This window comes from Streptomyces sp. NPDC001108 (assembly GCF_053598535.1).
This window is the reverse complement of record NZ_JBSFKL010000004.1, coordinates 157,547-173,036: the sequence shown is the minus strand read 5'-3', so window position 1 is coordinate 173,036 and position 15,490 is coordinate 157,547. Positions and strand designations below refer to the sequence as shown.

The following is a 15,490-nucleotide window of genomic DNA, read 5'->3' as shown; positions in this document are numbered from 1 at the left end:
CACGCACGGTTCGCCGCCCCGGTACGGCCACCCCGGCCGCACCGGGGCGCGGCGCGTCCGGGGCCGGTCCCCGAACGGGCTTGACCTCAAGTCTTGTTGAGGTACGAAGCTCTTCGCATGGACCTCACCACAGCGCCCACGACGCCCGCCACCGCACCCCTGAAGGTCGCGGTCATCCTCGCCAGCAACCGCGAGGGCCGGTTCGCCCCGGTCGTCGCCGACTGGCTCCTCACCCACACCGGGGCCCACCCCGACATCGAGACCGACCTGATCGACGTCGCGGAGGCCGACCTCCCGACCGCCATCTCCTTCCGGCCCGCCCCGGACGCGCAGGCCCGGCTCGACGCCGTCGCGCCCCGGCTGGCGGCGGCCGACGCCTTCGTCGTCGTCACCCCCGAGTACAACCACTCCTACCCGGCCCCGCTGAAGAACCTCATCGACTGGTACCGGAACGAATGGCAGGCCAAGCCGGTCGGCTTCGTCTCGTACGGCGGGGTCTCCGGCGGCCTGCGGGCCGTCGAGCACCTGCGGCAGGTCTTCGCCGAGCAGCACGCCGTCTCCGTCCGCGAGACCGTCTCCTTCCACAACGCGGGCGCCCTCTTCGACGAGCGGGGCGGGCTCCGCGACCCGGAGGGCAGCGACGCGGCGGCCAAGGCGCTGCTCGACCAGATGCTGTGGTGGGGGAGGGCGCTGCGCGAGGCCAGGGCCACGCACCCCTACACGGGCTGACCGCCCGTCAGGGCGCGTCCGTCCCCAGGGCTTCCACGATTCCGGTCTCGCGCGGGCCCAGGAAGTGCGGATCGCGGTCGAGGAGCGCGTCCAGCGCCGCCTTCCCCGCCGCGAACACCTCCCGGGTCCCGCCGTAGTACCAGGTCGCGTCGTGCACCGCGTCCACGCCGACCCCGTACGCGTCGATCCCGGCGGTCCGGCAGAGGGCGACCGCCCGGCGGATGTGGAAGCCCTGGCTCACCAGCACCGCGCGGTCGACCCCGAATATCTTCTTGGCCCGCACACACGAGTCCCAGGTGTCGAAACCGGCGAAATCGCTCACGATGCGCCGGTCCGGCACCCCGTGCTCCCTGAGGTAGGTGCGCATGGCGTCCGGCTCGTCGTACTCCTCGCGACTGTTGTCGCCGGTCACCAGCACGACCCGCACCTTCCCGTCCCGGTACAGCTGGGCGGCGGTCTTCAGCCGGTTCGCGAGATACGGGGACGGCCTGCCCTGCCACAGGCCGGCCCCGAACACCACCGCCACCTGGCGCGACGGCGCGTCCGCGACCGTCCCGACCCGGGCGCCGGCGGCCGCGTACGTCCACGTCATGGGCGCCAGCCCGAGCACACACGCGGCCATCACCCCCTGCACGGCCCGCCGCTGCCCACGCCGCGTCCGCAGCCACCCGGGCCGTCCCACCCGCATACCGAACCCTCCCGTCCTCACCCCTACGACCTGATGGACGATCCGGAGATCGAAAAGGTTCTCGAATCGACACAAGAGGGCGGAATCCGCTGCCGGAGTGCCCGGAGTGCCCCGGAGCATCCGGAGCGTCTGGAGTGCCCGGAGTGCCCCGGAGCATCCGGAGCGTCTGGAGTGCCCGGAGCGTCACTGTCGGTGCGGCCGTCTACTGTCGGAACCATGGACGGTACGCACGGCACGCACAGCTCGTACGGCACGAATCCCTACGGTCCGGCGGACACCGAGCGCTGGGACACCGAGCCGGACAAACGGCCCGGCCGCACCGCGTTCCAGCGCGACCGCGCCCGCGTGCTGCACTCCGCCGCGCTGCGACGGCTCGCCGGAAAGACCCAGGTCGTCGCCCCCGGCACCGTCGGCCGCTCCTGGGACGCCAGCCCGCGCACCCGGCTCACCCACTCCCTCGAATGCGCCCAGGTCGGCCGGGAGCTCGGCGCCGCCCTCGGCTGCGACCCCGACCTGGTCGAGACGGCCTGCCTCGCCCACGACCTGGGCCATCCGCCCTTCGGGCACAACGGCGAACAGGCGCTCAACGACTTCGCGTCGGACTGCGGGGGCTTCGAGGGCAACGCCCAGTCGCTGCGCCTGCTGACCCGGATCGAGCCCAAGCGCTTCGTCCCCGACACCCGCACCGGCGAACCGGTCAGCGTCGGCCTCAACCTGACCCGCGCCGCCCTGGACGCCGCCACCAAGTACCCCTGGCCCCGCGGCGGACACCCCACCGACCCCGGCTCCCCGAAGTTCGGGGTCTACGAGGACGACCTCCCGGTCTTCACCTGGGCCCGCAAGGGCGCGCCCGGACACCGCACCTGCTTCGAGGCCCAGGTCATGGACTGGTCCGACGACGTCGCCTACTCCGTGCACGACTTCGAGGACGGGCTGCACGCCGGGCACATCGACCCCGACCGGCTCTGCGCCCCCTCCGAGCGCGACGGCATCCCCGCGGTCGCCCTCGGCCGCTACGTACCGGCCGACACCGACCCGGCCGAGCTGACCGAGGCGCTGGACCGGCTCACCGCCCAGGAGTGGTGGCCGCGCGGCTACGACGGGACGGCCGTCGCCCAGGCCCGGCTCAAGGACGCCACCAGCCAGCTGATCGGCCGGTTCTGCCTCGCGGCCGAACGCGCCACCCGCCGGGCGTACGGAACCGGCCGCCTCGGCCGCTACACCGCCGAGCTGGTCGTCCCTCGCGAGGCCCGTCTGGAGTGCGCGGTACTCAAGGCGGTCGCCGACCGGTACGTGATGCGCCGCGCCGAGCAGGAGGCGGTCCGCGCCGAGCAGCGGGTCGTCATCGCCGAGCTGGCCGCCGCCCTGACCGCCAGCGCCCCCGAGGGGCTGGAACCGCAGTTCCGGGCGCTCTTCGACGCCGCCCGTGACGACACCGCCCGCAAACGCGTCCTGGTCGACCAGATCGCCTCCCTCACCGACGCCTCCGCCCGCTCCCTGCACGCGGCGCTCGCCTGACCAATCCGTCCCCATCGGGCCGGGCTCGCGTGCCGTGCCCCGCCCGGCGCCCCGGTCCCACCAGACTGGTGACCGGGTACACCCCTACCGCCATCACGCCGCGTGCGGGAGGCTCGCAGGCGGCGGAGCGCAGCAAGCACCGAGGAGGCATCACGTGGTCGACGCACACCAGACGTTCGTCATCGTCGGCGGAGGACTGGCCGGAGCCAAGGCGGCCGAGACGCTCCGGACGGAGGGATTCAGCGGCCGGGTGATCCTGCTCGGCGACGAACGCGACCATCCCTACGAACGGCCCCCGCTCTCCAAGGGCTACCTGACGGGCAAGGAGGATCGGGGCAGCGTCTTCGTCCACGAACCCGCCTGGTACGCGGGCGCCGAGATCGAGCTGCACCTGGGCCAGCCGGTCACCGCCCTCGACCGCAAGGCCCGCACCGTCCGGCTCGGCGACGGCACCGTCGTCCACTACGACAAGCTGCTGCTCGCCACCGGGGCCGAGCCGCGCCGCCTCCAGATCCCCGGCACGGACCTGGCCGGCGTCCACCACCTGCGCCGCCTCGCCCACGCCGACCGGCTGCGCAACGTGCTCTCCGCACTGGGCCGCGACAACGGCCACCTGGTGATCTCCGGGGCCGGCTGGATCGGCCTGGAGGTCGCGGCGGCGGCCCGCGGCTACGGCGCCGAGGTCACCGTCATGGAGCCGGAGCCGACCCCGCTCCACCGGGTGCTGGGCCCCGAGCTCGGCCAGCTCTTCACCGACCTCCACAGCGACCACGGCGTCCGCTTCCACTTCGGCGTCCGCCTCACCGAGATCATCGGCCAGGACGGCCTGGTCCTCGCCGTCCGCACCGACGACGGCGAGGAGCACCCCGCCCACGACGTGCTCGCCGCGATCGGCGCCGCCCCCCGCACGGCCCTGGCCGAGACCGCCGGGCTGGCCATGGCCCCGCGCGCGGACGGCGGCGGCATCGCCGTCGACGCCTCGCTGCGCACCAGCGACCCGCACATCTTCGCCGCCGGGGACGTCGCCAACGTCGCCCATCCGCTGTTCTCCACCCGGCTGCGGGTGGAGCACTGGGCCAACGCGCTGAACGGCGGCCCGGCCGCGGCCCGCGCCATGCTCGGCCAGGAGGTCAGCTACGACCGGGTGCCGTACTTCTTCTCCGACCAGTACGACCTCGGCCTCGAATACTCCGGCTGGGCGCCGCCCGGCAGCTACGACCAGGTGGTGGTCCGGGGCGACACCGGAAAGCGGGAGTTCATCGCCTTCTGGCTGAAGGACCAGCGGGTGCTGGCCGGGATGAACGTCAATGTGTGGGACGTCACCGAGCCCGTCCAGGCACTGATCAGGTCCGGCCGCCAGACCGACCCCGAGGCCCTGGGGGACCCGTCCGTGCCCCTGGAGTCCCTGGCCTGAGCCGGGCCGACGGCCCCGTGCGCGGGGCCGGTCCACGGCGGGCGGCAGGACTGTCGCACCTCACCCGTAGAATTCACTCGTGGCAGGCAGGATCAATGACGACGATGTGAAGGCGGTACGGGACGCGGTCCCGATCGACGCCGTCGTGTCCGAGTACCTCCAGCTGCGCAACGCGGGTGGCGGCAACCTCAAGGGCCTCTGCCCGTTCCACGACGAGAAGTCACCCTCCTTCCAGGTCAGTCCGAGCAAGGGACTCTTCCACTGCTTCGGCTGCCAGGAGGGCGGGGACACGATCGCCTTCGTGATGAAGATCGACCATCTCTCCTTCTCCGAGACGGTCGAGCGCCTCGCCGCCAAGGCGGGCATCACCCTGCGCTACGAGGAGGGCGGCTACAACCCCTCCCACCAGCGCGGCGAGCGCATCAGGCTGGTCGAGGCGCACAAGGCGGCCGCCGAGTTCTACACCCGGCAGCTGGAGGGGCCCGAGGCCGAGATCGGCCGCACGTTCCTCGCCGAGCGCGGGTTCGACCAGGCCGCCGCCGCCCACTTCGGCGTCGGCTACAGCCCGGCCGGCTGGGACCACCTCACCCGCTACCTGCGCGGCAAGGGCTTCAGCGACAAGGAGCTGATCGCCTCCGGCCTCTCCCAGGACGGCCGCCGCGGCCCCATCGACCGCTTCCGCGGCCGCCTGATGTGGCCGATCAGCGACACCTCCGGCGACATCGTCGGCTTCGGCGCCCGCAAGCTCCGCGAGGACGACAACGGCCCCAAGTACCTGAACACCCCCGAGACCGCGATCTACAAGAAGTCCCAGGTGCTCTACGGCATCGACCTCGCGAAGAAGGACATCGCGAAGGCCAGCCGGGCCGTGGTCGTCGAGGGCTACACCGACGTCATGGCCTGCCATCTCGCCGGGATCACCACCGCCATCGCCACCTGCGGCACCGCCTTCGGCGGCGACCACATCAAGATCCTCCGCCGCCTCCTGATGGACAACGGCAGCGCCCGGGTGATCTTCACGTTCGACGGTGACGCGGCCGGCCAGAAGGCCGCCCTGCGCGCCTTCGAGGACGACCAGAAGTTCGCCGCGGAGACGTACATCGCGATCGCCCCGGACGGCATGGACCCCTGCGACCTGCGCCTGGTCAAGGGCGACGAGGCCGTCCGCGAGCTGGTCGAGCCCCGCACCCCGCTCTTCGAGTTCGCGCTCCGCCAGATCGTCGCCCGGTACGACCTGGAGACCCCGGCGGGCCGGGCCGCCGCGCTCGACGAGGCGGCCCCCGTCGTCGCCAAGATCAAGACGCTGAGCATCCAGCGGGAGGTCGCCGTCCAGCTCGCCGGCCTCGTCGGCATCCTGGACCAGGAGTTCGTCGTCCACCGCGTCGCCCAGTTCGCCCGCTGGGCCCGCGACCGCGGGGAGCGGGGCGACCGGGGCCGCGCCCCCGCCCGCCGCGAGCAGCAGCAGTCCGCCCCACCGGCGCCCCGAGGCCCCTCCGGCCCGGCGCTCCACCTCCGCAGCCCCGCGTTCCACACCGAGCGGGAGCTGCTGAAGCTCGCCCTCCAGCGCCCCGAGCTGGTCTCCCCGGCCTTCGACGCCTACGGCGAGGACGAGTTCACCGCCCCGCCCTACGCGGCGGTGCGCCGGTGCATCGAGGAGGCGGGCGGCGCGGAGCGCGGCCTGGCCGAGGCCCGGGAGTACCTGGCCGCCGTGCTGGACGCCGCCCCCGACGACTCCGTGCGCAGCCTGGTCACGGAGCTCGCCGTCGAGGTGTTCCGCGGCAAGTCCATCGACGAGACGTACGCGGGCATCCAGCTCGTCCAGGTCCGGCTGCGCGCCGTCGACCGCCGCATCGGCGACGTCCAGGGCAGCCTCGCCCGCCTCGGCAGCAACGTCGCCCCCGACCACCTGGCCGCCGCGCAGAACGAGGTCTGGGTCCTCCAGCAGTACGCCCAGTCCCTGCGCAGCCACGGGGCCGCCGCGCTCTGAGCGGGGGCGCCGGGGAGCGGGAGCGCCGGGGAGCGGGACCGTCCTCACCGGCGGTCACGGGACGGACTCAGAAAGTCGCCGCACGCCCCTCGTGGCGGAGAGATGCTTCCCCCACACTGGTGGCGGTGCCTGATACATCGGAGCGCGGCCGGTCCACCCAGCGGTGGGCCTCCCCGCCGCGGCCCGGCAGCGATCACCTGGAGGTCGCCCCCGTGCAGACCCGGACCCCGACCACGACCGAGCACGTCTCGGCCATCCCCGCGCAGAACCGGGCCGTACGCCATCCGGAGACCGCGGTGGAACCGCCGGACGAGCCCGGGCCGCGCGAGGCACCCGGGGCGTCCGGGCCCCGGCGCGGACGTGGAGCGGAGCCCACCGGACCGTCCTCCGACCTCTTCCGCCAGTACCTGCGGGAGATCGGCCGGATCCCCCTGCTCAGTGCCGAGGACGAGGTGGAGCTGGCCCGCCGCGTCGAGGCCGGGCTCTTCGCCGAGGAACGGCTGGCGGGCGCCCCCGACCTGGACACCCGGCTCGCCGTCGACCTGGACCGGCTGGTCGTGATGGGGCGCACGGCCAAGCGCCGCCTCATCGAGGCCAACCTCCGGCTCGTCGTCTCCGTGGCAAAACGCTATGTGGGCCGCGGGCTGACCATGCTCGACCTGGTCCAGGAGGGCAACCTCGGGCTGATCAGGGCCGTGGAGAAGTTCGACTACGCCCGGGGCTACAAGTTCTCCACGTACGCGACCTGGTGGATCCGGCAGGCCATGTCCCGCGCCCTCGCCGACCAGGCGCGGACCATCAGGGTCCCGGTCCACGTGGTCGAGCTGATCAACCGCGTCGTCCGCGTACAGCGCCGGATGCTCCAGGAGCGCGGCTACGAGCCCACCCCCGAGGAGGTCGCCGAACAGCTCGACCTCACCCCGGAACGGGTCGGCGAGATCCTGGTCCTCGCCCGGGAGCCGGTCTCGCTGCACGCCCCGGTCGGCGAGGAGGACGAGGTCGCCCTCGGCGACCTCATCGAGGACGGCGACGCCGCGTCCCCGGTCGAGTCCGCCGCGTTCCTGCTGCTGCGCGAACACCTGGAGGCCGTGCTCTCCACCCTGGGCGAGCGCGAACGGAAGGTGGTCCAGCTCCGCTACGGGCTGGACGACGGGCGGCCTCGCACCCTGGAGGAGATCGGCCGGATCTTCGGCGTCACCCGCGAACGCATCCGTCAGATCGAGTCCAAGACCCTCGCCAAACTCCGCGACCACGCCTACGCCGACCAGCTCCGCGGCTACCTCGACTGACGGCGCCGGAGACGCCGGGAGGGCCCGTACCACCGGTACGGGCCCTCCCTGACTTCCTCAGGAAGCGTCGACCTAGTCGACTTCGGCGACCGCCTGGGCGAACTGCGCCGAGTACAGCCGCGCGTAGGCGCCACCGGCCTCCAACAGCTCGTCGTGCGTGCCCTGTTCGACGATCGAGCCGTTCTCCATCACCAGGATGACGTCGGCGTCCCGGATGGTGGAGAGCCGGTGCGCGATCACGAAGCTGGTACGGCCGTGGGCCAGCCGCGCCATCGCCTTCTGGATCAGCACCTCGGTACGGGTGTCGACCGAGCTGGTCGCCTCGTCGAGCACCAGGATCACCGGGTCGGACAGGAACGCCCGCGCGATGGTGATCAGCTGCTTCTCGCCCGCGCTGACGCCGGAGCCCTCGTCGTCGATGACCGTGTCGTAGCCGTCCGGCAGCGTACGGATGAACCGGTCCGCGTGGGCCGCCCGTGCCGCCTCCTCGATCTCCTCGCGGGTGACCTCGCGGGAGGCCCCGTACGCGATGTTGTCCGCGATCGAACCGCCGAACAGCCAGGTGTCCTGGAGGACCATGCCGATGCCCTGCCGCAGATCGTCGCGCGACATCCGCGCCACGTCGACGCCGTCCAGGGTGATCCGGCCGCCCGTCACCTCGTAGAACCGCATCAACAGGTTGACCAGCGTGGTCTTCCCGGCGCCGGTCGGGCCGACGATCGCGACCGTGTGGCCGGGCTCGACGTTCAGCGACAGGTCCTCGATGAGCGGCTTCTCCGGCTCGTAGCGGAACGACACCTTCTCCAGCGAGACGCTGCCCCGCAGCTCCTCGGGCCGCTCGCGCTCCTCGGGCGCCGGGTCGGCGCCCTGCTCCTCGGCGTCCAGCAGATCGAAGATCCGCTCCGCCGAGGCGATGCCCGACTGCACCAGGTTCGCCATCGAGGCGACCTGGGTCAGCGGCATCGAGAACTGCCGCGAGTACTGGATGAACGCCTGCACATCACCGATCGACAGCGCCCCCGAGGCCACCCGCAGACCACCCACGACGGCGATCAGCACGTAGTTCAGGTTGGAGACGAACATCATCAGCGGCTGCATGATCCCGCTGTTGAACTGCGCCTTGAACCCGGCCTCGTACAGCGCCTCGTTCTGCTCGGCGAAGTCCTTGGCGGACTCCTCCTGCCGGCCGAAGACCTTCACCAGCGTGTGCCCGGTGTACATCTCCTCGATGTGGGCGTTGAGCTTGCCCGTCACCTGCCACTGCTGCACGAACTGCGGCTGCGAGCGCTTGCCGACCTTCGCGGCCACGAACGCCGAGAGCGGCACCGTCACCAGCGCGACGACCGCCAGCAGCGGCGAGACCCAGAACATCATGACCAGCACGCCGACGATGGTCAGCAGCGAGTTGATCAGCTGGCCCAGCGTCTGCTGCATCGTCTGCGAGATGTTGTCGATGTCGTTGGTCGCCCGGCTGAGCACCTCGCCGCGCTTGGCCCGGTCGAAGTACGACAGCGGCAGCCGCGACAGCTTCGTCTGGATGTCCTCGCGCATCTGGAAGATGATCCGGTTGATGATCCGGATCGACAGCCGCGTCGCCACCAGCATCAGCAGACCGGCGCCGACGTAGACCGCCAGCGCCACCAGCAGCACGTCGCGCACCGCGTCGAAGTCGATGCCGTGACCGGGGACGAAGTCCACCCCGGCGAGCATGTCGGCCAGCGTGCCGTTGCTGTGCCGCAGTCCCTCGACGGCCTGTTCCTTGGTCGTCCCCGCGGGCATCTGCCGGCCGACGACCCCGGCGAAGATCAGGTCGGTCGCCCGGCCGAGGATCTTCGGCCCGACCACCGACAGGCCGACGCTCAGCGCGCAGGCCACCAGCATCACGTACAGCGAGGTCTTCTCCGTCGCGAAGCGCTTCAACAGCCGCTTCGAGGACCCCTTGAAGTCCATCGACCGGTCGGTCGGCGCCCCGCCCGCCATCATGCGTCCGCCAGGCCCGGCCATTACGCGGCCTCCGCTTCCGTCAGCTGGGAGAGCACGATCTCCCGGTACGTTTCGTTGCCGTCCATCAGCTCGCGATGGGTGCCGGAGCCGACGACCCGGCCCTCGTCGAGCACCAGGATGCGGTCGGCGTCGCGGATGGTGGAGACCCGCTGGGCCACGATCACCACGGTCGCCTCGGCCGTCTCCCGCGTCAGCGCGCCGCGCAGCGCCGCGTCGGTGGCGTAGTCGAGCGCGGAGAACGAGTCGTCGAAGAGGTAGATCTCCGGCCGCTGCACCAGCGTCCTGGCGATGGCCAGCCGCTGCCGCTGCCCGCCCGAGACATTGGTGCCGCCCTGCGCGATCGGCGCGTCCAGACCGTGCTCCAGCGCCGAGACGAACTCCTTGGCCTGCGCCACCTCCAGCGCGTGCCACAGCTCCTCGTCGGTCGCGTCCGGGTTCCCGTAGCGCAGGTTCGTCGCCACCGTCCCGGAGAACAGGTACGGCTTCTGCGGTACGAGGCTCACGGTCCGCGCCAGCAGCGCCGGGTCCAGCGTCCGTACGTCCGTGCCGTCGACCAGCACCTGGCCGTCCGTCACGTCGAACAGCCGGGGCACGAGACCGAGCAGCGTCGACTTCCCGCTGCCGGTCGAGCCGATGATCGCGGTGGTCTCGCCGGGGCGGGCCACCAGGTCCACCGCGCGCAGCACCGGCTCCTCTGCTCCCGGGTAGCGGAAGTCCGCGCCGCGCACCTCCAGATGGCCGCGGGCCGTCAGCTCGCGGACCGGCTTCACCGGCGGGACCACGCTGGACTCGGTCTCCAGGACCTCCTGGATGCGCTCGGCGCACACCTCGGCGCGCGGCACCATCATGAACATGAAGGTGGCCATCATCACCGACATGACGATCTGCATCAGATAGGCGAGGAAGGCGGTCAGCGCGCCGATCTGCATGCCGCCGCTGTCGATGCGCTGGGCGCCGAACCAGAGCACGGCGATCGACGAGACGTTGACCACCGTCATCACGGTCGGGAACATCAGCGCCATCAGCCGGCCGGTGGACAGGGCCACATCGGTCAGCTCGGTGTTGGAACCGCGGAACCGCTCCTCCTCGTACCCGTCCCGGACGAAGGCCCGGATGACGCGGTTGCCGGTGATCTGCTCGCGCAGCACCCGGTTCACCGTGTCGAGCCGCTCCTGCATCGTGCGGAACAGCGGACGCATCCGCTTCACGATCAGACTCACCGCGATACCGAGGACCGGCACCACCGCCAGCAGCACCGCCGACAGCGGGACGTCCTGGCCGAGCGCCATCACGATGCCGCCGACACACATGATCGGCGCCGACACCATCAGCGTGAACGTCATCAGCACCAGCATCTGGACCTGCTGGACGTCGTTGGTGGTGCGGGTGATCAGTGAGGGCGCCCCGAACCGCCCGACCTCGCGCGAGGAGAACGACTGCACCCGGTCGAAGATCGCCGCCCGGACGTCACGGCCGAGCGCGGAAGCGGTACGGGCGCCGTAGAAGACGGCGCCCATGTTGCAGACCACCTGGCCGATGCTGACGGCGATCATGATGCCGCCGAACTCCAGGATGTAGTTCGTGTCACCCTTCACGACACCGTTGTCGATGATGTCGGCGTTCAGGGTGGGCAGATAGAGGCTGGCGCAGGTCTGGAGCAGCTGGAGCACGACCAGCAGCAGGATCGGCTTTCTGTACGGGCCGAGATGGGCCCGCAGGAGTTTTATGAGCACGCGTGTCTCTCGGAGTCGGCAGAGGTCGGGAGTCGATCCATCTTCCGGTACCGGCTACGGGGGCCGCGACCGTTTTTACTCAAGACCAGGTCAAAAAACAGACCGAGTACACAAGTGGGACGAGGTACTCCACCGGCGTACGCGACCCTGCCGCGCGGCCCCTTCGCGCACGCCGTCGCACGCGGGCGTTCTTCGGCCCGCGAGCCCTCCTCGGCCGCGAGCCCTCCTCGACCCGCAGACCCTTCTCCTCGACCCGCAGACCCTCTCCTCGGCCCGCGGGCCCTCACTCAGCCCTCGGAAACTCCTCAGCCCGCGGACCCTCCTCAGCCCGCCGGGTCGAAGGCCCCCGGGTGGATCTGGTCCCGCGTCGCCGCGTACTGCTGGCGCACCGCCTGCCCGACGGACAGCTCCGCACCCGGCTCCAGCACCTGCGCGGCGGCACCCTGCCAGGCCGGCGGGGTGAGGGGATCGGCGGTGCCCCGCGAGACCCCCAGCGCCCAGGCGGCCTGCCGGGCCGCGCCCAGCGCCGCGTACTCGGCGGGCTGCGGCACGACCACCTGCGTTCCCAGGAGCGCCGGGGCGATGGTCTGCACGGCGTGCAGCGCGGCCGCCGCTCCCAGCAGGAACACCCGCCGCACCTCGACGCCCCGCCCGCGCAGCACGTCGAGCGCGTCGGCCAGCGAGCAGAGCATCCCCTCGAAGGCGGCCCTCGCCAGGTGCTCCGGCTTCATCGACTCGCGCCGCAGCCCGCACAGCGTTCCGGCGGCGTGCGGCAGCCTGGGCGTCCGCTCGCCCTCCAGGTACGGCAGCAGGACGAGCCCGGAGGCGCCCGGAGTGGACTTCAGCGCCAGGGTGGAGAGGTCGTCGAGGCTCTCGACACCGAGCATCTCGGCACTCCCGCGCAGCGCCCGTACGGCGTTGGAGGTGTGCACCACCGGCATGTACTGCCCGGTCGCGTCGGCGAACGACGTGATGGTCCCGGTCGGATCGGAGAGCGCCTGGTGGTGCACGGCCATGACCGAGCCCGACGCCCCCAGCGACACCACCGCGTCACCGGCCCCGAGCCCGAGCCCGAGCGCCGCCGCCATCGTCTCGCCGGTCCCCGCCGAGATCAGCAGCCCCTCGGGGGTCGTGCCGGCCGTGTCGGAGGGGCCGAGCACCTCGGGCAGCGCGGCCTGGTGCCCGAGCGCGAGCTCCACCAGGTCGGGCCGGTAGGCCCCTGTCTCCGCGGACCAGTAGCCGGTGCCGGACGCGGCGCCCCGGTCGGTGGTCCGCCGGGCGGGGCGGCCGAGCAGCTGCCACACCAGCCAGTCGTGCGGCTGGAGCACCGAGGCCACCCGCTGGGCCGCCTCCGGCTCGGTCCGCGCCATCCAGCGCAGCTTCGACACCGGCTGCGCGGCCTGCGGCACCGAGCCGACCGCCTCGGCCCAGGCCTGCCGCCCGCCGAGCCCGTCGACCAGATCGGCCGCCGCGGCCTGCGCCCGCCGGTCGTTGCCGAGCAGCGCCGGGCGGACGGGGTTGCCCTGCTGGTCCAGGGGCACCAGGCCGTGCTGCTGGGCGGAGACCCCGATGGCCTCCACCCCTTCGAGCAGCCCGCCGGTGGCGGCCTCGCCGAGCGAGAGCAGCCACGCCTGCGGGTCCACATCGGTGGCCTTCGCCTCGACGGGATGCGCGGCGAACCCCTGACGCAGTACGGCGCCCGTGTCCGTGTCGCAGACGACGATGTGCGTGAAGGCGGAAGAACTGTCCAGCCCGGCGACTATCCCCATGCACAAGATTCTGCCGCACCGCGGGGACGTTTCCGTACCCGTGGTGCGGCAGGGGCGGGACGCCCTCGGCGGGGCCCTACGTGTTGCTGGTTCCCCAGTCGTCCTCCGTGGCCCTGTCCTGGCGCGGCCGCAGCCGCGAGGCCACCGAGGCCGGCACCTTCTCGCCCACCTTGCCGCTCACCGCCTGGTACGCCTTTCCGGCCAGGTCCCGGCCGCTCTGGGCGGCGGATTCGGCGGTGTTCCGGACGGCCGGGTTCCGGGCGACCCGGCGCGCGGACTCCTTCAGCTGCTCGTAGCGCTCCCGCCCGGCCCGTGTCCCGATCACGTATCCGAGGGCCAGTCCGGCGATGAACGTGAGCCGGTACCGCATGGGTGCCACCCTTCCTTGCGACGTGTGCTGCCCGCGTGCCTGCGGGCACCGGAGATCACCCCGGGGGATACCGATTGGCAAAGCACCCCCCTGCTTGCGCTAATGTATGTGTCGCAGCGAGCACGCGCCGCCCGGCAGGAGCCAGGGTGGTCAGGTTCGGTGCACACGCAGCAATCCCCTGTAGCTCAATTGGCAGAGCAGCCGGCTGTTAACCGGCAGGTTACTGGTTCGAGTCCAGTCGGGGGAGCGCGATCCCCTGTAGCTCAATTGGCAGAGCATTCGGCTGTTAACCGGAGGGTTACTGGTTCGAGTCCAGTCGGGGGAGCAGATCGGAAGAGGACCCTTCGGGGTCCTTTTTCGTGTGCCCGCGCCCATGGGTGGACCTGCCGGACGGTGGGCAGTGGGCGGGATCCGTCCCGGCATTCCTCTCCGCACGTGCGGTGCCTCGTTCACCGGCCCGGTGGGCACCGGGCCAGACGCGGTCGACGCGCGCGAAAAACCGCCCGAAAAACACGTTTCCCCAGGTCAGAACGATTCTGCCTGGGGATACCGTGTGGGGCGGGTGGGACTCGAACCCACGGCCGACGGATTATGAGTCCGCTGCTCTAACCGGCTGAGCTACCGCCCCTTTTCGGCGTGGCGCGTACAAGTGTGCGCGCCGTCTGCCGCAGCATAGCCGGTCATACGATCTCCCGCTCCGGATGGTCGGCTACCCATGACCATGAAGACTCCACCGTGCTCCGCGTGGTTCCGGACCGGGTGAAGTCCATGCGAAAGAGTCACTCCAGCCCCACCCGCACCATGGCGAGGGCCGTGGGGCGGGAAGTCCGGGTGGCGTCCCGAGCATGTCAATCTCGTCGGCTATCGTGCGATCCGTTCCGGCCATCCGGAACGGAGAATCACACCACCGCGCGGATCGTGCGTATCGGTGTCGCGGCAGGGGTCGCCGCCGGTGTCCGCCAGGCGCGGGCGTGCGTCGGATGCGGCCGGGGGCCGCGAGGAATGGGGTGGGGAATTGTCCCGACACAGGCTGTCCAGGAAGGGCCGCTACATCGCGTGGGCGACCACGGGTGTGGTCGTGGCCACGGGGGCCGGGATCGCGGCGCAGACGTCCATGGCGGCCACCACCTGGCCCGCGCAGAAGACGTACACCGGGCGGGCGTTCGACGCCTGCACCGCGCCCTCGCTCGCCGCGATGAAGGCGTGGAACACCGGGTTCTACGGCGCCGCCGCCGTCTACATCGGCGGGAAGAACCGCGGCTGCGCCCAGCCCAACCTGACCAAATCCTGGGTGAAGTCGGTCAGTACCGCGGGCTGGAAGCTGATCCCGCTCTACGTCGGAGCCCAGCCGCCCTGCCAGAAGAGCGCCAACCCCGAGAAGTTCACCGCCGCCACGGCCGCCTCCGTCGGCGCGAGCAACGCCAAGGACGCGGTGGCCAAGGCGTCCGCGCTGGGGATGAAGGCCGGCAGCCCCGTCTACCTGGACATGGAGCCGTACGACATCACCGACAAGGCGTGCAACGACGCCGTCCTGACGTACGTACGCTCCTTCACCAGGACGCTGCGCAACGCCACTTACCGGGGCGGCTTCTACGGGTTCAGCAGCTCCAGCGCCAAGGCGATCGCCACGGCCACGAACAAGACGGACCTGCCGGGCAACCTCTGGTACGCCCTGTGGGACAAGAAGAACACGACGACCACGGACTGGCCGTGGAAGCCGGACCAGTTCACCGGACACAGCCGGGGTCACCAGTACATGGTCAACAGCAAGGAGACCCGCGGCGGTTACACCATCACTGTCGACCGCAACGCCTGGGACGCCCCCGTCGCGATCATCGGCTGACGGGAAGCCGCCCGAGGCGCCGCGATCGGCCCCCGTTGCTCTCGGTTCATCAAATTCCGTCCGCCTCTTCATGTTTGACGTTCCATGGTGATCGACAACACATCGCCCTGAGTGGCCGAGTCGTGGCCCTTGGGTGAGCTGGTCCA

11 protein-coding genes and 3 tRNA genes are annotated in these 15,490 nt (G+C 71.5%); 8 read left to right on the top strand and 6 right to left on the bottom strand.

Translation table 11 applies throughout. The annotated features are described in order from the left end of the window. Window positions 1–117 precede the first annotated feature (117 nt). Window positions 118–729, top strand: a complete 612-nt coding sequence (locus tag ACWC97_RS12240) for an NADPH-dependent FMN reductase (protein WP_352275180.1) — start codon at window positions 118–120, stop codon at window positions 727–729. Window positions 730–736: 7 nt separating this feature from the next. Here ACWC97_RS12240 and ACWC97_RS12235 read toward each other — a convergent pair whose 3' ends face one another. Further along, window positions 737–1,417 carry a SanA/YdcF family protein gene (locus tag ACWC97_RS12235; protein ID WP_450648985.1) on the bottom strand — a complete coding sequence of 227 codons (681 nt, stop codon included), beginning with the start codon at window positions 1,415–1,417 and terminating at the stop codon, window positions 737–739. A 216-nt stretch (window positions 1,418–1,633) separates the two neighbouring features. Here ACWC97_RS12235 and ACWC97_RS12230 point away from each other — a divergent pair, with 216 nt between their 5' ends. From ACWC97_RS12230 to ACWC97_RS12215, 4 genes are all read left to right on the top strand, one after another. Then, window positions 1,634–2,935: a deoxyguanosinetriphosphate triphosphohydrolase gene (locus tag ACWC97_RS12230; protein WP_352275177.1), complete on the top strand. Its 1,302-nt coding sequence runs from the start codon at window positions 1,634–1,636 to the stop codon at window positions 2,933–2,935. A gap of 154 nt (window positions 2,936–3,089) precedes the next feature. Next, window positions 3,090–4,349 carry an NAD(P)/FAD-dependent oxidoreductase gene (locus ACWC97_RS12225; protein WP_450648983.1) on the top strand — a complete coding sequence of 420 codons (1,260 nt, stop codon included), beginning with the start codon at window positions 3,090–3,092 and terminating at the stop codon, window positions 4,347–4,349. A gap of 79 nt (window positions 4,350–4,428) precedes the next feature. Further along, window positions 4,429–6,336 (top strand): DNA primase, encoded by a 1,908-nt coding sequence (dnaG, locus tag ACWC97_RS12220; protein WP_352275174.1) that lies wholly within the window; start codon window positions 4,429–4,431, stop codon window positions 6,334–6,336. Between the two features lie 212 nt (window positions 6,337–6,548). Next, on the top strand, window positions 6,549–7,625 hold the full coding sequence (locus ACWC97_RS12215; protein WP_450649250.1) for an RNA polymerase sigma factor: 1,077 nt from the start codon (window positions 6,549–6,551) through the stop codon (window positions 7,623–7,625). A gap of 72 nt (window positions 7,626–7,697) precedes the next feature. On the opposite strand, the gene ACWC97_RS12210 is transcribed toward ACWC97_RS12215, so the two are convergent. The 4 genes from ACWC97_RS12210 to ACWC97_RS12195 all read right to left on the bottom strand — a co-directional run bounded on the left by ACWC97_RS12210 (window position 7,698) and on the right by ACWC97_RS12195 (window position 13,501). Beyond that, the gene (locus ACWC97_RS12210; protein WP_352275172.1) at window positions 7,698–9,629 is read right to left on the bottom strand and encodes an ABC transporter ATP-binding protein; all 1,932 of its coding nucleotides are present in this window, start codon (window positions 9,627–9,629) and stop codon (window positions 7,698–7,700) included. Continuing rightward, a complete protein-coding gene (locus ACWC97_RS12205; RefSeq protein WP_450648980.1) occupies window positions 9,629–11,362 on the bottom strand; it encodes an ABC transporter ATP-binding protein in 1,734 nt (577 codons plus the stop codon). Before ACWC97_RS12205 ends, ACWC97_RS12210 begins: the two co-directional genes overlap by 1 nt. 323 nt (window positions 11,363–11,685) lie before the next feature. Continuing rightward, window positions 11,686–13,131, bottom strand: a complete 1,446-nt coding sequence (locus tag ACWC97_RS12200; protein WP_450648978.1) for an FGGY family carbohydrate kinase — start codon at window positions 13,129–13,131, stop codon at window positions 11,686–11,688. Between the two features lie 76 nt (window positions 13,132–13,207). Beyond that, the gene (locus ACWC97_RS12195; protein WP_352275167.1) at window positions 13,208–13,501 is read right to left on the bottom strand and encodes a YtxH domain-containing protein; all 294 of its coding nucleotides are present in this window, start codon (window positions 13,499–13,501) and stop codon (window positions 13,208–13,210) included. A 174-nt stretch (window positions 13,502–13,675) separates the two neighbouring features. On the opposite strand from ACWC97_RS12195, the gene ACWC97_RS12190 reads away from it, so the two are divergent. Both ACWC97_RS12190 and ACWC97_RS12185 read left to right on the top strand, forming a co-directional pair. Further along, window positions 13,676–13,748 (top strand) — tRNA-Asn (locus ACWC97_RS12190). Window positions 13,749–13,753: 5 nt separating this feature from the next. Then, window positions 13,754–13,826 (top strand) — tRNA-Asn (locus ACWC97_RS12185). Between the two features lie 229 nt (window positions 13,827–14,055). On the opposite strand, the gene ACWC97_RS12180 is transcribed toward ACWC97_RS12185, so the two are convergent. Further along, window positions 14,056–14,129 (bottom strand) — tRNA-Ile (locus tag ACWC97_RS12180). Window positions 14,130–14,516: 387 nt separating this feature from the next. Between ACWC97_RS12180 and ACWC97_RS12175 the strand changes: the two genes are divergently transcribed. Beyond that, complete coding sequence (locus ACWC97_RS12175; RefSeq protein ID WP_352275165.1) at window positions 14,517–15,344, top strand: glycoside hydrolase domain-containing protein; 828 nt, start codon at window positions 14,517–14,519, stop codon at window positions 15,342–15,344. The last annotated feature ends 146 nt before the right edge of the window (window positions 15,345–15,490 follow it).

Excerpts from the sequence above, each read along its gene's own strand:
- ACWC97_RS12240 (WP_352275180.1), top strand. The coding sequence starts at position 118 with ATGGACCTCACCACAGCGCCCACGACGCCCGCCACCGCACCCCTGAAG.
- ACWC97_RS12235 (WP_450648985.1), bottom strand. The coding sequence starts at position 1,417 with ATGCGGGTGGGACGGCCCGGGTGGCTGCGGACGCGGCGTGGGCAGCGG.
- ACWC97_RS12230 (WP_352275177.1), top strand. The coding sequence starts at position 1,634 with ATGGACGGTACGCACGGCACGCACAGCTCGTACGGCACGAATCCCTAC.
- ACWC97_RS12210 (WP_352275172.1), bottom strand. The coding sequence starts at position 9,629 with ATGGCCGGGCCTGGCGGACGCATGATGGCGGGCGGGGCGCCGACCGAC.
- ACWC97_RS12200 (WP_450648978.1), bottom strand. The coding sequence starts at position 13,131 with ATGGGGATAGTCGCCGGGCTGGACAGTTCTTCCGCCTTCACGCACATC.
- ACWC97_RS12195 (WP_352275167.1), bottom strand. The coding sequence starts at position 13,501 with ATGCGGTACCGGCTCACGTTCATCGCCGGACTGGCCCTCGGATACGTG.